The sequence below is a fragment of the Kitasatospora sp. NPDC101155 genome (assembly GCF_044768305.1).
Lineage (GTDB): Bacteria > Actinomycetota > Actinomycetes > Streptomycetales > Streptomycetaceae > Kitasatospora.
Genome location: NZ_JBIWPN010000027.1, coordinates 50,730 through 64,610, shown reverse-complemented (window position 1 = coordinate 64,610; position 13,881 = coordinate 50,730). Strand labels below are relative to the sequence as shown.

The 13,881-nt window shown below is 71.9% G+C and carries 11 protein-coding genes and 3 pseudogenes; 5 read left to right on the top strand and 9 right to left on the bottom strand.

The window, feature by feature from the left end; translation table 11 throughout:
* Positions 1–9 precede the first annotated feature (9 nt).
* The 4 genes and pseudogenes from ACIRYZ_RS31180 to ACIRYZ_RS31165 all read right to left on the bottom strand — a co-directional run.
* Entirely contained in the window at positions 10–1,479 is a 1,470-nt protein-coding gene (locus ACIRYZ_RS31180; RefSeq protein WP_402950674.1) for a hypothetical protein, read from the bottom strand.
* An 11-nt stretch (positions 1,480–1,490) separates the two neighbouring features.
* The gene (locus ACIRYZ_RS31175) at positions 1,491–3,020 is read right to left on the bottom strand and encodes a peptidoglycan DD-metalloendopeptidase family protein (RefSeq protein ID WP_402950671.1); all 1,530 of its coding nucleotides are present in this window, start codon (positions 3,018–3,020) and stop codon (positions 1,491–1,493) included.
* Between the two features lie 11 nt (positions 3,021–3,031).
* On the bottom strand, positions 3,032–4,021 hold the full coding sequence (locus tag ACIRYZ_RS31170) for an alpha/beta hydrolase (RefSeq protein WP_402950669.1): 990 nt from the start codon (positions 4,019–4,021) through the stop codon (positions 3,032–3,034).
* 274 nt (positions 4,022–4,295) lie between these two features.
* Positions 4,296–4,565: pseudogene (locus tag ACIRYZ_RS31165) on the bottom strand (LysR substrate-binding domain-containing protein); the annotation flags it as partial.
* Between the two features lie 11 nt (positions 4,566–4,576).
* Between ACIRYZ_RS31165 and ACIRYZ_RS31160 the strand changes: the two are divergent.
* A pseudogene (locus tag ACIRYZ_RS31160) lies at positions 4,577–4,900 on the top strand (carbonic anhydrase); the annotation flags it as partial.
* Positions 4,901–5,039: 139 nt separating this feature from the next.
* On the opposite strand, the gene ACIRYZ_RS31155 reads toward ACIRYZ_RS31160, so the two are convergent.
* Complete coding sequence (locus tag ACIRYZ_RS31155; protein ID WP_402950667.1) at positions 5,040–6,620, bottom strand: sialidase family protein; 1,581 nt, start codon at positions 6,618–6,620, stop codon at positions 5,040–5,042.
* A 300-nt stretch (positions 6,621–6,920) separates the two neighbouring features.
* Between ACIRYZ_RS31155 and ACIRYZ_RS31150 the strand changes: the two genes are divergently transcribed.
* Positions 6,921–8,147 carry an MFS transporter gene (locus tag ACIRYZ_RS31150; protein WP_402950665.1) on the top strand — a complete coding sequence of 409 codons (1,227 nt, stop codon included), beginning with the start codon at positions 6,921–6,923 and terminating at the stop codon, positions 8,145–8,147.
* Here the strand turns inward: ACIRYZ_RS31150 and ACIRYZ_RS31145 are convergent.
* From ACIRYZ_RS31145 to ACIRYZ_RS31135, 3 genes are all read right to left on the bottom strand, one after another.
* Positions 8,090–8,404: a hypothetical protein gene (locus ACIRYZ_RS31145; RefSeq protein WP_402950663.1), complete on the bottom strand. Its 315-nt coding sequence runs from the start codon at positions 8,402–8,404 to the stop codon at positions 8,090–8,092. The two genes, ACIRYZ_RS31150 and ACIRYZ_RS31145, sit on opposite strands and share 58 nt — an antisense overlap.
* Positions 8,405–8,496: 92 nt before the next feature.
* A complete protein-coding gene (locus ACIRYZ_RS31140) occupies positions 8,497–9,780 on the bottom strand; it encodes an MFS transporter (RefSeq protein WP_402950661.1) in 1,284 nt (427 codons plus the stop codon).
* The gene (locus tag ACIRYZ_RS31135) at positions 9,777–10,376 is read right to left on the bottom strand and encodes an ArsR/SmtB family transcription factor (protein WP_402950659.1); all 600 of its coding nucleotides are present in this window, start codon (positions 10,374–10,376) and stop codon (positions 9,777–9,779) included. The genes ACIRYZ_RS31140 and ACIRYZ_RS31135 overlap by 4 nt, the downstream gene beginning before the upstream one ends.
* Positions 10,377–10,535: 159 nt before the next feature.
* Here ACIRYZ_RS31135 and ACIRYZ_RS31130 point away from each other — a divergent pair, with 159 nt between their 5' ends.
* The 3 genes and pseudogenes from ACIRYZ_RS31130 to ACIRYZ_RS31120 all read left to right on the top strand — a co-directional run bounded on the left by ACIRYZ_RS31130 (position 10,536) and on the right by ACIRYZ_RS31120 (position 12,619).
* Positions 10,536–11,504 (top strand): terpene synthase, encoded by a 969-nt coding sequence (locus ACIRYZ_RS31130; RefSeq protein ID WP_402950656.1) that lies wholly within the window; start codon positions 10,536–10,538, stop codon positions 11,502–11,504.
* Between the two features lie 280 nt (positions 11,505–11,784).
* Positions 11,785–12,108 (top strand): annotated as a pseudogene (locus tag ACIRYZ_RS31125) (helix-turn-helix domain-containing protein); the annotation flags it as partial.
* A 187-nt stretch (positions 12,109–12,295) separates the two neighbouring features.
* Positions 12,296–12,619 (top strand): hypothetical protein, encoded by a 324-nt coding sequence (locus tag ACIRYZ_RS31120; RefSeq protein ID WP_402950771.1) that lies wholly within the window; start codon positions 12,296–12,298, stop codon positions 12,617–12,619.
* Here ACIRYZ_RS31120 and ACIRYZ_RS31115 read toward each other — a convergent pair.
* Positions 12,521–13,777: an AI-2E family transporter gene (locus ACIRYZ_RS31115; protein WP_402950654.1), complete on the bottom strand. Its 1,257-nt coding sequence runs from the start codon at positions 13,775–13,777 to the stop codon at positions 12,521–12,523. The two genes, ACIRYZ_RS31120 and ACIRYZ_RS31115, sit on opposite strands and share 99 nt — an antisense overlap.
* Positions 13,778–13,881 lie beyond the last annotated feature (104 nt).

Sequence of the window (13,881 nt, the reverse complement as noted above, 5' to 3'; positions counted from 1 at the left end):
CCGGTGTGGTCAGCCGACGGCGGGTCCGGCGGTGGTGTTGAGCCAGGCCCAGTCGGACCAGGTGGAGAAGCCGGTCTGCCAGCGGTGGTAGACGCCGGCGCTGCTGGTGCCGAACACCTCGATCCGGCCGTCGGCGTTGGCCGTGGCGACGATCTCGGTGCCGGCGCCGCCGAAGGTCTCCCACTGGCTGTACGGCGCGTTGACGCCGGTCTGCCAACTGTGCTGCGCGGTGGTGCCGTTGATGGCGAAGACCTCCACCCGGCCGTCCGGTGAACGCTCACTGGTCAGCTGGGAGTCGGCGGGTCCGCCGGTGGCCTCCCAGTCGGACCAACTGGTGGGGTTGGTCTGGTACTTGTGGTAGACGCCGGCGGGGCCGGAGGCGAAGACTTCGAGGCGGCCGTCCTGGTTGTGGTCGACGGTGAGGTCGTGGCCGCCGCCGCCGAAGGTTTCCCAGGTGGACCAGGCGCCGTTGACGGCGGTCTGCCACTGGTGCTGGAAGGTGGTGGCGTTGAGGGCGAAGACTTCGAGTCGGCCGTCGGGGGCCTTGCCGAGTCCGATCTCGCTGTTGGCGGGGCCGCCGCCGGCGGATTCCCAGTCGGACCAGCCGCTGTTGGGTGCGGTCTGGTACTTGTGGTAGACGCCGGCGGGGCCGGAGGCGAAGACTTCGAGGCGGCCGTCCTGGTTGGCGCCGACGGCGATGTTGTGACCGCCGCCGCCGAAGGTCTCCCAGCTGGACCAGGCCCCGGAGGGCTGGAGCTGGTAACGGTGCTGGAGGGTGGTGCCGTTGAGGGCGAACATCTCCAGGCGGCCGTCGGGGTCGGGGCCGATGGCGAGCTGCGCGCCGCCCGGGCCACCGAGGGACTCCCAGTCGGACCAGGCGCCGCTCACGGCCGTCTGCCAGGCGTGCGAGACGCCGTTCACGCCGGCCGCGAACACCTCCAGACGGCCGTCCGCCGAACGCGCGGACACCACCCGGCCGGACTGCGCCGGATACACCAGCGGCGCCGGCCCGGGGTCGTGGTGGCCGAGCCGGTCCGCGGCGGCCCGCGCCGCGTCCAGGTACCGCAGGTGCGCGCCCTCGTTGTAGGTCGACCAGGGCTGCCAGTTGGTGCCGCCGTTGGAGATGCGGTAGGCCGCGTTGGCGTTGCACTGGGCGTTGTAGGCGCAGTCGTCGGTGACCTCGGGGTGCCAGTAGCTGTTGATCTCCCACAGGCCGCGGTCGGTGGACGGCGGCCTGTTGTTCTGGACGTTGGAGGCCAGCGGGTTGCAGCTGGACTCGGCCATGCCGACGGCGATCGCGGTCACCAGGGCGTCACCCCGGAAGCCCGCGTTGTAGCCGACCTCGGCGCACAGGTCGATGCCGGTGGCGGCCGGCGCGGGCGCGGCACCGACCATCAGGCCCGCCGCCACGCCCAGCGAGACGAGCGCGGACAGCAGGACGCGGTGGGGCGCCCGGCGGGCACGTGATGTGCTGGTCATGTGATGGCTCCTCAACTAACTGCTGGTCCGGCGGTGGTGTTGAGCCAGGCCCAGTCGGACCAGGTGGAGAAGCCGGTCTGCCACTTGTGGTAGACGCCGGCGCTGCTGGTGCCGAACACCTCGATCCGGCCGTCGGCGTTGGCCGTGGCGACGATCTCGGTGCCGGCGCCGCCGAAGGTGTCCCACTGGCTGTACGGGGCGTTCAGGTTGCTCTGCCAGGTGTGTTGCGCGGTGGTGCCGTTGATGGCGAAGACCTCGACGCGGCCGTCCGCGGTCGGCTGGCTGGTGAGCTGGGAGTCGGCGGGTCCGCCGGTGGCTTCCCAGTCGGACCAACTGGTGGGGTTGGTCTGGTACTTGTGGTAGACGCCGGCGGGGCCGGAGGCGAAGACTTCGAGGCGGCCGTCCTGGTTGTGGTCGACGGTGAGGTCGTGGCCGCCGCCGCCGAAGGTTTCCCAGGTGGACCAGGCGCCGTTGACGGCGGTCTGCCACTGGTGCTGGAAGGTGGTGGCGTTGAGGGCGAAGACTTCGAGTCGGCCGTCGGGGGCCTTGCCGAGTCCGATCTCGCTGTTGGCGGGGCCGCCGCCGGCGGATTCCCAGTCGGACCAGCCGCTGTTGGGTGCGGTCTGGTACTTGTGGAAGACGCCGACAGGGCCGGAGGCGAAGACTTCGAGGCGGCCGTCCTGGTTGGCGCCGACGGCGATGTTGTGACCGCCGCCGCCGAAAGTCTCCCAGCTGGACCAGGCCCCGGAGGGCTGGAGCTGGTAACGGTGCTGGAGGGTGGTGCCGTTGAGGGCGAACATCTCCAGGCGGCCGTCGGGGTCGGGGCCGATGGCGAGCTGCGCGCCGCCCGGGCCACCGAGGCTCTCCCAGTCGGACCAGGCGCCGCTCACGGCCGTCTGCCAGGCGTGCGAGACGCCGTTCGCGCCGGCCGCGAACACCTCCAGGCGGCCGTCCGCCGAACGCGCGGACACCACCCGGCCGGACTGCGCCGGATACACCGGCGGGGCGGGACGGTGGCCGGTCCCCGGCGTGCAGGGCATGGTGATGCCGCGGTCCGCGAGGTAGGGGATCGGGTCGGTGCGTACGGTCGCGTCCGGGTCCGCCCAGACCCGCAGGTGCAGGTGCGGGCCGCTGGCGGTGCCCTCGCTGCCCATCAGCGCGATCTGCTGACCGGCCGCCACGTGGTCGCCGGTGGCCACGTCCCGCTCGCGCATGTGCCCGTACTCGGTGATCGTCCCGTCCGGGTGCAGGATGCGGATCCACTGGCCGTAGCCCTGCGCCGGGCCGGAGACCAGCACCTGGCCGTCGCCGACCGCGTAGATCGGGGTGCCGTAGTCGTTGGCGATGTCGATGCCGTTGTGCTCCGGGGTGTAGCCCTGGGAGATGTAGCCGGCGGCCGGGCAGGACGCCGTGAACCCGGCGGCCGCGGCGGGGGTGGTGGCGGCGGCCGCGGCCGGGCCGGCCGGCACGGTGACCGGCAGCAGCAGGGCGACCGCGGCCAGGGCCAGGCGGGAGGCGCGGCGGGAGAAGGAGGGGAACACCTGAGCGCTCCTCAGGCCTTGCGCAGGCGGTCGATGATGCCGTCGAGGTCGAGCCGCATCATGTCGGGCCGGATGATGTGGCCGCCGTCCACCTCGTGCGAGTCGTGCGGGATGCCGGCCTGGTCGAGCAGGGCGCGGAACTCGCGCTGCCCGGCCAGGACCTGGGGCTCGTTGACGCTGCTGAACCAGTCGACCGGGCTGGGACTGGTGCCGGCCACCAGGAAGACCCGCTTGTTGCGGTAGCTCTCGATCCGCTCCACCGGGTTGTCGGCGCTCACCCGCGCCTGGTCCCAGAACGGCGCGCCGTAGATCGTGCCGCCCGCCAGGTCCAGCGCGGCGGAGGAGGCGTTGGCCCAGTGCGCCACCAGGCCGCCGTCCCGGCGCAGGCTGGCCGGGCCGGAGTGGGCGCTGACCGAGGCGAAGTGGCCGTAGTACTTGGCGGCGTACTTCAGCGCGCCGAAACCGCCCATCGAGAAGCCGGACACCGCGCGGCCGTCGTACTCGGCGAACGTACGGAAGTTGGCCTCGACCCACGGCAGCAGCTGGTTGATGTGGAACTCCTCCCAGTTGCGCGGGCCCACGTTGGAGCTGACCGGGTTGGAGTACCAGCCGGCGTGGCCGCCGTCCGGCATCACCACGATGATCGGCTTGCCGATGGTCCAGTCGCGGACGCCCATCCGGTCGAAGGTGATGAAGTCCTGGTCGGTGCCGCCGCCGTGGAACAGGTACAGCACCGGATAGGTGCGGCCGCTCGTCTGGTAGTCGTCCGGCAGCAGCACGTTCACGGCGGGGTTCCAGCCGATCGCGGAGGTCTGGAAGCGGTAGTACCACATCCGCGGGTCGCTCTCGTTGCGGTCCACGATGGTCAGGCCGAAGCCGTTGTCGGCGGCCGCCGCGGGCTTGGCCGACGCCAACGCGCCCGCGGTGCCCAGCGCCAGCGCGGCGCCGAGCCCGCCGGCGGACTTGAGGATGCTCCTGCGGGTGGGGTGGTGTGCGGTCAACGTGACCTCCTGTGGGCGCGTGGCGGCGGCCGTCCGGACCGCCGGGTGTCGGGCGGTTGGGACGGTAGCCACGCACGGCGCGGCGCGGAATCCGGAACCATACGGACTGACAGGAGGGGATCGGTCGCCGAGACTGTTCTCTTTCGGGGCGCGGCTGCCCGTGGTGCCTGCGCGGGTGCCCGCGGCCGTGCGCGGGGTGCCCGAAGCGGGTACTGACGTACAGTCAGAACCTGCCCTCAGTTGGGGCACGGAGCCCCGGCGTAGTCGCTGGCGTTCAGGAGGCCGGCGGGTACCCGCGGGTGCGGACGAGGTCGTGGACGAGGTCGGTGAAAGCGCGGGTGGCGGCGCTCCGGTAGGCGTCGCTGCGTCGCAGGAGGGTGACGATGCGGGTGGGGAGGGCCGGGTCGAGCGGGACGGGGGTGAGGCGGGGGTGGTCGTGGGTGACGGCGTCGGGCAGGACGGTGGCGAGCGGGGTGCGCTGGACGACCTCGGTGAGGGCTTGGACGGAGTTGGCCTCGACGGCGATGCGCGGGCTGACGCGGTGGAGTTGACCCCATGCGTGACTTCGCCAACGGCATCGAGCGTTTCCAGCGGGACGTCTTCCCGGCCAAGGAGGAGCTCTTCGCCCACCTGGCCGCCCGCCACACCCCGCACACGCTGTTCATCGGCTGCTCCGACGCCCGGGTGGTGCCGGAGCTGATCACCGGGTCTGAGCCCGGCGAGCTGTTCGTCATCCGCACCGCCGGCAACCTGGTGCCCGCCTACACCCCCGGGGCCGACGGGGTCGCGGCGAGCATCGAGTACGCCGTCGCCGCACTGGGGGTCAAGGACATCGTCGTCTGCGGGCACTCCGGCTGCGGGGCGATGACGGCCCTCGCGCCCACCCCGTGCGGGGATCGCCGGCTGCTGCGCTGGTAGCCCCTCCGGGCCGCCGCCCGGAACCCGGCGCGGGAACGCGGCGTCCTGCGGCTCCGTCGTCAGGAGCCGCAGGACGCGGGTGCGTTCCGACCGAACGGGCTCAGCGCCGTAGGTGCTGGACGGCGCGCGGGGCGGTCGCGTGCGCCGCTTGTGCGGCCGGAGCGTCGGTGGCGGGAGCGCCGACGGCGGGGCTGCGCAGGGTGCCGGGCTGGAAGCGGCCGCTGTACACGTCGGTGGCGTTCAGCGGTTCGGCGTTGTTGGCGGTCACCATCACCGGGCGGATCTGGCGGCCGTCGTTGATCAATGCCTGGTAGTCGCCGAGGAAGTGGCCCCCGGCGTAGGGCGCCTGGAGCCAGTCGAAGACCGGCGAGATCTGCCGCTCGATCGGGCTGTTCTCGCCGCCGCGCGGGAAGCTGAGCAGCCAGGCGGCGGTGGGCAGGGTGGTGGTGTTGCCCGGGGTGAGGTAGCGCAGGTCGTAGTAGCTGACGGCGACGGTGCCGTCGGCGGTCACGGTGATGGAGGGGGTGAACGCCGGAGCGCCCGGGGCCTGGTTGAGCCGGGTGGGCCCGCTCCAGGTCCGGCCGCCGTCCGTGGAGTGCACCAGCTGGATCGCGTCGTACTGGCCGCCGGTGAACTCCGAGCCCTCGTAGGCGAGGTAGAGCTCGCCGGTCTGCGGGTCGATGGCTACGCTGGGCAGCCCGGCGCCGGCCCGAAGGGACTTGGTGGCGTCGGTGGGCGCGTTCGGGTCGACCTCGGCGACGGAGGTGTCGGCGGCGACCCGGACCGGCTGGCTCCAGGTGCGGCCCTGGTCGGTGGAGCTGACCATGCCGAAGTGCACCTCGCTGACCGTGGTGGCGGTCGCGTCGGTGAAGGTGATCGAGTCGAAGAAGTCGTACAGGGTGTCGGTCCGGGGATCGACCACGATCTGGTTGCCGATGGTCTGGGTGTTCGGCGTCGAGTCGGTGACCACGAACGGCTTCGCCGGGGACCAGGTGCGGCCGTGGTCGCGGGTGACGGAGATGTAGCCCGGTCCGTCGAAGACGGGTGTCGGGCTGGTGGCCTGGTCCACCCGGTCCCAGACCTGGTAGGCGACGCCCGGGTGCACCGGGTCGGCGGTGACGGCGTTCTTGTCGTCGGTGATCGCCGGGTCGTTGTCGCTGATCAGCTCGGTGACGTGCTGCCAGCTGCGCCCGCCGTCGGTCGAGGTGGCGGCGGCCACGGCGCTGCGTGCCGTGGTGGCGTCGAAGACCAGGGCGCTGGCGTAGGCGGCGCCGTCCGGACCGAAGCTCACCCAGCCGTCCGAGGCCCGCTGGTAGGCCAGCCCGCCCGGTGCGCAGTGGGTGAACGGCAGGGCGGTCTGGGTGAAGTGCACGCCGTCCGTGGTGTAGCTCGAACTCAGGCCCCGGGCACCGCCGTTGGACCAGCGGTCCTGCTGGTAGATGGTGATGGTGTTGGCCGGGTCGCGCGGGTTGGCGGCGGCGTACGGTTCGTCCTCGGCGGACGGGTGGTTGGTGCCGGGGCCGTCCGCGGTGAGGTCGCACGCGGCGTACGGATCGTCGGGCGAGATCAGGGCGAGCGGCGCGCCGCCCGTACTCGCTCCGGCCGGGGTGCCGCCCGCGACGGCGGCGAGGACGAGCGCTGCGGTCGCGGTGGCGAGCGACGCTCTGGCGCGGAACTGCATGAAAGACCCCCATGGTCGTCGGCGGGTTGTGCCTGGTGTCCTGGGTGGTACTGAGCTGTTCCTGCCCGAACGGAAGTTGATGTCCGGTCAGCCGGGCGAGTGTATCCAGCCGTGGGGGCCTCGCCAATGATCCGGACGGGGCGGAAGCAGGGGGGTGTTGCGCGACCTCGCCGTCCGCTCCGACCTTCGGGGGACATGGTGCTGTCGGCCGATGTCGGCGGCGGCCGACGGTCTACCGTGACCACCATCAGTCCGATGCGGATCTCCCGGCGCTCGGACGCTTCCCGGAGGTCCCGCAGCATGACCGAACCCGCGCCGCCCACCGGCTGGTTGACCCGCAACGTCAAGGTGCTGTGCGGGGTCTCCTTCCTCCAGGACGCCGCCAGCGAACTGCTCTACCCGATCCTGCCGATCTTCCTCACCACCGTCCTCGGTGCCCCGCCCGCCGTGGTCGGTGCGATCGAGGGCCTCGCCGAGGGCGCGGCCTCGCTCACCAAGCTCGCCGCCGGACGCCTCGCCGACCGGTTTCCCCGCAAGCCCCTCATCGCCGCCGGCTACGGCCTCGCCGCCCTCGGCAAACTCCTCATCGCCCTCGCCACCGCCTGGCCCGTCGTCCTGCTCGCCCGCGTCACCGACCGCCTCGGCAAGGGCCTGCGCTCCGCACCGCGCGACGCCCTCCTCGTCGACGGAGTCCCGAAGTCGCAGCGCGGCCGGGTCTTCGGCCTCCACCGCGCCGCGGACACCGCCGGCGCCGTCGTCGGCCCGCTCATCGGGCTGGGCCTCAACGCGGCGCTCGACCACCGGCTACGTCCGCTGCTGTGGATCGCCGTGATCCCCGCCGTCCTCAGCGTGCTGCTGACCCGCGCGGTCGCCGACCCCGCCCGCCCCCGTTCGAAGCCCGAAGCCGCACCCGTGCCCGGCGCCCGCCACTCGGCGCCGTACCGGTCACTGCCGGCCCGCTACTGGCGCGTCACCGGTCTCCTCACCCTGTTCGCGCTGGCGAACTTCCCCGACTCGCTCCTGCTCCTGCGGGCCCACCAGGTAGGGCTGTCCACCGCCGGGGTGTTCGCCGCGTACGCGCTCTACAACCTCGCCTACGCCGCGGCCTCGTACCCCGCCGGCGCCCTGTCCGACCGCCTGCCCCGGCGGGCCGTCTACGCCGTCGGCCTGGTCTTCTTCGCCATCGGCTACCTCGGTCTGGCCCACGCCCACCAAGCCTGGCAGATCTTCACCGTCCTCGCCCTCTACGGCGGCTTCAACGCCTGCACCGACGGCGTCGGCAAGGCCTGGATCTCCGGCATCGTCCCCGACCGGGCCCAAGGCACCGCCCAGGGCGTCTACCAGGGCCTGACCGGGGCCGGCGTGCTGGGCGCCGGGCTCTGGGCCGGCCTCGCCTGGGGCGACGACGGCCACCTGCCCCTGCTCGTCTCCGGCACCGTCGGCGCCGTCCTCGCGCTCGCCCTCCTCGCCTACGGCCCTGGAGCGAAAGCCGTCGCCGGCGGACGTCGAGGGCGGGTCGAGGGGTGACCGTTCAGCCTGCCACGCGCCATCTGCGCCTGGTCCGCCCAGGGCGGCAGGATCGCCGACTCCTCGAAGTACTGCTGGAGCTTGGGCGGCAGCCCCGCCGGGGCGGCGCCGCTGTTCCGGCCGAAGCCGAGCAGCATCTGCCGCACCTGCTCCTGTTGTCCCAGCGCGTAGATCTCGGCGATGGCGGCGTCCCCGAGCGGGTCCCCGGTGCCGCGCATCCGGTCGGGCAGGTCGTCCGTCCAGCCATTGGCGGCCATGTGGTCCTCCGTCGAAGTCGGCAAGTGATGCGAATGCGTATCACCGAGCTTCGGCGCGGCCCGGGAACCTCCTTCGGCGCGGCCCGGGAACCTCACTCCAACGAGGGCGTGCCGGCCGGGTCCAGGGAGCGGATGCGCGGTATCGGTGAGGGGAGCAGCCAGAGCAGTGACAGTGCTCCTCCGACGGCAGTTGTGATCAGGGTGGCCCTGAGCCCGATGAGCGTGGCGAGCATGCCTCCGACGATGGCGCCGAGAGGGCGTATGCCGTAGTTCACGGTGCTGTAGGCGCCGGCCACGCGACTGCGCATGCCGTCCGGAATCACCGCGGCTTGCAGGGAGTTGAGGTTGACGTCGAACAGCATCACGCCGATTCCGGAGAGGAACTCGGCGACGCCCAGCGCCCCTGCGCTGGCCCAGGCGGGACCGCTCGCGGTGGCGGCGATGGCGATGGGGGCCGGGAAGAGTACGGCGCCTGCCGCGATGCTGCGTCCCACGCCGATCCGTCGTGAGACCTTCGGGGCTATCACCGCGCCCAGGAGAGCTCCGGTTGACCCGATGCCGAATGCCAGCCCGATGGTCCCTGGGGAGAGGCCGAGCACCTGGGTGGCGAACAGAACGGTCAAGTTGCTGCTCGACACGAAGGTGAAGAAGTTGACGGTCGTCGCGCAGCCGAGGCTCGCCCGCAGGACCGGGTGACGGACGACGAAGACCAGCCCCTCCCTGGCCCGCCGCAGCAGCGAAGGTCCTGCCGTCTCACCGACGGCGACGGCTGGTTCGTCGACCCGGCTCGGCCCGAGCAGAGCGGCCGAGGCCACGAAGGACAAGGCGTCGGCGACCACAGCGACGGGCGCGGTCAGGAGCTGAACGAGGGCACCGCCCACGGCAGGGCCGACGACGAAGGAAGCGGAACGGCTGGCGCTGAGCTTGCTGTTCGCGTCGACGTAGGACGAGCGCGGCACGAGGTGGGCGAAGAAGGGCGGATATGCGGTGTTGAACAGCACCGCCGCGGAGCCGGTCAGCAACGCCACGGCATACAACTGGAGAAGCGTCACGGCGCCCAACAGGTAGGCGACGGGCAGGGTGAGCAGCACACACGCGCGGAACAGATCGGCGAGGATCATCAGGCGGCGCTTGTGGACGCGTTGGTCGACCCAGGCGCCCAGCACGATGGCGAGGAGATTCGGGGCCGAGGCAAGCGCGGTCAGCCATGCGACCTGGCCGACCGAGGCGTGCAGCGCGACCAGAGCGATCAGGGGTAACGCCAGTTCGGAGATCCGGTCGCCGAACTGCGACACCGACTGCCCGGCCCAGAAGCGGACGAAGCGCCGATCCCGCCACAGTGATATCGAGGGGGCCGTGTGCTCCAAGGAGTTCATGCCGTGTCCCCTGTCCGCTGCTCGGCGGCCTCCGGCAGGACGTAGCGCAGCAGCCGGACGCCACGGCTCCCGCTCGGCCGCTGCTCAGGGTCGCGCGTCACATAGGGCGCGAGGACGCTTTCGATCGCGTCCTCGATGGCCGCGAGTTCCTCGGGGGACACCACAACGCGCGTGTTCGCCAGCCCCGCGGGCTTGCGCCAGACCGGATCGAGTCCGGGTTCGGTCTCGGTCACCCACCGCTGCGGCAGGTCGGCGGAGCGGGCGAACATCTCCCGGGACAGCACCCGTGCGGCGGACTGACCCTCAGCGTCCTCCGGCATCTCGAATCGGAATCCCCGTGCCACAGCCTCCCACCGCCGCTCCCGGCGATCGGTTCCGGCCTCGGCGTCGCGGACCAGCCCGAAGCCCGCCAGGTGGCGCAGATGCCAGCTGGTCACGGACGGGGTGGCTCCGACATCCGGTGACAACTGCGTCGCCGTCGCCGGCCCGTGCCGTTGCAGACGTTCGAGGATCGCGAGCCGTACCGGATGTGCCAACGCTCGCATGGCCTTCGGGTCGGTGATCTCGATATCGCCCAGGCGATTCCCATGCTCCATGGTGTGAGAGTGTTCTCTCATAATGTGTGAGAGTCAACTCTCACACATGGTCCGATCCCGGTGCTCGACGGTTGAGCTGTGCGGGCCTGGTCCCCCTGCTCAGCGCGGGGCGGACAATGAGACACATGATCGGAGAGTCGCAGCATTGGACACTCAGGGGTGAGCTCCGGCATCGCGGCGGCCCGGAGGGGAAGCAGCCCGATTATGGGATCACTTTCACAGCCGCAGTTCCACATGCCGTTCGAGTCCCGCCTCAACCCTCATGTCGACCAGGCCCGCGCACAGGCCGGCGAGTGGGCCCGGCAGATGGGCATGTTCGATGAGGAGTACTCGCAGTGGCCACAGAGGTGGAGCGAGGAGAAGTTCGATCAGGCCGACTTCCCGTTGTTCATCGCCCTGACCCATCCGGACGCCGATGCCTGCGAGTTGGAGCTGGTAACCGACTGGCATGTCGCTCTGTGGTTCGTCGATGATCTGTTCTTGCCGCTCTACCGGCGTGACCACGACCAGGAGTCGGCTGCGGCTCAGGTGGAACGGCTGATGATGTTCCTGCCGTTGGACGGATTGCCGCGGCCGCTGAGTCCGGGCAATCCCGTGGAGCGGGCCTTCGCCAACCTGTGGTCCGGCACGGCCGCCACCATGAGCCCGCTCTGGCGTGATCGGTTCGTCAGCAGCGTGCGGCGCTTCCTGGACGGGGTGCCGTGGGAGCTTGAGCACGTCGACCATGCCGTGACGGACCTGATCGAATACCTGGGCGCCCGCCGTGACTTCGGCGGTCTGCAGTTCACCGCCGTGCTCATGGAGCACGCGATGGGCGAGCTCCGTCCGAACGTGCTCCGCCGCAGGGAGTTCCACACCGCCGTTGACGCGTTCGTGGACGCCATCAGCCTGCACAACGACATCGTGTCCTACGACCGGGAGGTCGATGAGGGCACGGTGGGCAACAACGGCGTGGAGGTCGCCCGCAAGGCCCTGGGGCTGAATCGGCGCGACGCCGCCACCGTCATCAACGACCTGCCAGGGTCGACACCCTGGCCGAGGCCCCGGCGGTCGTACCGCCCGAGGCGGAGCGGTTCGTCGAGTCGCTCCAGGAGGCGCTGGCGGGCTCGTACCTGTGGCACGAGCTGACCGGCCGCTTCGACCAGGCAACGGCCGCCACCCTTGGGAAACCTCGCGGTCTGGGCACATCCGCGGCATACGCTTTTTCGGGCTCTTCTGCTCCATCTGTGGGTCGCTTCGGAGAGCCTGACGCAGTGCACGCCGCTCCCTGTGCGGATCTTGAGGTGTCGAAGCCCGAGATCGAGCGCGCAGGAGAAGCGGCGTGCGGTTCACCACGGTATTGAAGCGGTTGGTCGGATGCGAGCAGGCGGTGCCAGAAGACGCCTGGTTCGACGAGGAAGCGCAGGTCATGGTGGTCGCGGTGCGTCCGATGTCCCGGGCGCGTCGTCGCTGTGGAATCTGCCGCAGCCGCTGCCCCCGCTTCGACGCAGGGGCCGGCCGGCGGCGGTGGCGGCACCTGGACGCGGCCGGGTTGCCGCTGTTCCTGGAGGCCGAGGCCCCGCGCGTGTTCTGCCCGCGCCACGGGGTGGTGGTGGCCGCGGTTCCCTGGGCCCGACACGACGCCGGACACACCTACGAGTTCGACCGGCAGGTCGCCTGGCTGGCCACCGAGTGCTCCAAGTCCGCGACCTCGCAGCTGATGCGGATCGCCTGGCGCACCGTCGGCGCGATCCTGACCCGCTACCAGCGCGACGCCGACGCCGGGGGAATCTCGCGGTCATCCCGTCCTCCCGGTGGGTGCGGCCGGTTGCGGCCGGGGGGTCCTGACTTCCAGCGGCTACCCAGCCGGCCGGTTCCCATCCGTCCGGGGCGTTACGCGGTGCGTGGAGCGGGCAGCCGCGCGGTGGGAGGTGGCGCGGATGGACGGGCCCGGGCTCTCGGGGCGGGAGCTGCGGATCCTGGCGGAGATCGAGGCCGGGCTACGGGTGGACCACCGGCCGGAGCGTGCCCTGCGCGGCATGCGGCACGGGCCGCGATGGGTTGTGGGGCGGGTACTGCGGTGGGCCGCCCGGGTGCCGGTGTTCGTGTTCCCGGTGCTGGCGGCCCTGTCGACGACCCTGCTACTGGTCAGCGCCACCGTGTACTCAGCCGCGGTGATCGCCGGTTTCAGCGTCGTGTGGGGGCTTTCGATCGCGCTGGGGGCTGCGCGGCTGGTCGCCCACCGCCGGGGCATCGTGCCCTGACCCGGGCGGGTCGGCCGACCGGCCGCCGTCCCGTAGTTCGGTGAGCGCCGCCCAGGCGACCGCCACCACCGGGACGGCGACGACTGCGCCTAGCACCCCGGCCAGGACGGCGCCACCGATCACCGACAGCGCGATGGCCACCGGGTGGATGCGCACCGACCAGCCGAGCACCAGCGGATGCAGCAGGTGGCCCTCGATCTGGCCGATGACGACGATCAGGGCGAGGACGAGCAGCGCGACCACCGGCCCGCGTGCCGCCAGGGCGACCAGGGCGGCGACGGCCAGCGCGATCGGGGAGCCGACCAGCGGGATGAGGGCGGCGACGAACTCCAGCACCATCAGCGGCAGGACCAGCGGCACCCGGAGCAGGGCCAGGGCGATGCCGACCAGTACGGCGTTGGACGCCGCCACGATCAGCACGCCGCGGGTGTATCCGGCGAAGGTGCGCCAGGCGGCGCTTCCGGCGCGGCCCAGGACGGGGCGGACGCGGGCGGGGAGTTGGCGCTGGGCCCAGGACCACATCCGGTCGCCGGAGTGCAGGAAGAACACCGAGCAGAACACCGCTAGGGCCAGCCCGGTGACCAGCTCGACGACCCGGCTCGCCCCGCTGAGCGCGGTGCTCAGCAGTGCCGAGCGGTGGGCCGAGACGAAGGCCTCGATCTTGGCCCGCAGGTTGGTGACGGTGCCGGGTCTCAGGTGGAAGGGGGCGCGGGTGAGCCATTGGTCGATCCGGCCGAGGCCGCCGCGCAGCTCGCTGCCCAGCCGGTTCCACTCGTCGGCGACGTTCGTGCCGACCAGCACCAGGACCCCGCCGACGACCATGACGGCGAGGACGAAGGCGAGCAGGACGGCGAGCGAGCGGGGCAGCGCCCGGGCGAGCAGGTCGACCAGCGGGCGCAGGACGGAGGTGATGACCATCGCCAGGAACAGCGCGATCACCGGGAGTTGGAGCTCGCCGAGGACGGCGACGGCCAGGTACGCGGCTACGCCGAGCACCCCCAGCCGCCAGGTGTATCCGGCGGCGGTCCGCAGCCCGGACGGGACGCGCTCCCGCTCCGTCTCGCGACGGGCGCGGCGGAGCGCCACCCTGGGCGGGCGGCTGCCGAGCGGCCGAGGCTGGTGGGGGCGCCGGTCCGGTCCGGCGCCGTTCAGGTCCACAGGGTGCCTCCGTGACGAGGGGCGGGCCCCAGGTCTACCGTCCGGTCGACGGGCAGGTGCCGCGCGCAACGCCGCCGGACGCGCGATCGCGGGACCGGACCACC

Coding starts and splice junctions, on each gene's coding strand:
- ACIRYZ_RS31180 (WP_402950674.1), bottom strand. CDS start 1,479: ATGACCAGCACATCACGTGCCCGCCGGGCGCCCCACCGCGTCCTGCTG.
- ACIRYZ_RS31155 (WP_402950667.1), bottom strand. CDS start 6,620: ATGCAGTTCCGCGCCAGAGCGTCGCTCGCCACCGCGACCGCAGCGCTC.
- ACIRYZ_RS31150 (WP_402950665.1), top strand. CDS start 6,921: ATGACCGAACCCGCGCCGCCCACCGGCTGGTTGACCCGCAACGTCAAG.
- ACIRYZ_RS31145 (WP_402950663.1), bottom strand. CDS start 8,404: ATGGCCGCCAATGGCTGGACGGACGACCTGCCCGACCGGATGCGCGGC.
- ACIRYZ_RS31140 (WP_402950661.1), bottom strand. CDS start 9,780: ATGAACTCCTTGGAGCACACGGCCCCCTCGATATCACTGTGGCGGGAT.
- ACIRYZ_RS31135 (WP_402950659.1), bottom strand. CDS start 10,376: ATGGAGCATGGGAATCGCCTGGGCGATATCGAGATCACCGACCCGAAG.
- ACIRYZ_RS31120 (WP_402950771.1), top strand. CDS start 12,296: ATGGACGGGCCCGGGCTCTCGGGGCGGGAGCTGCGGATCCTGGCGGAG.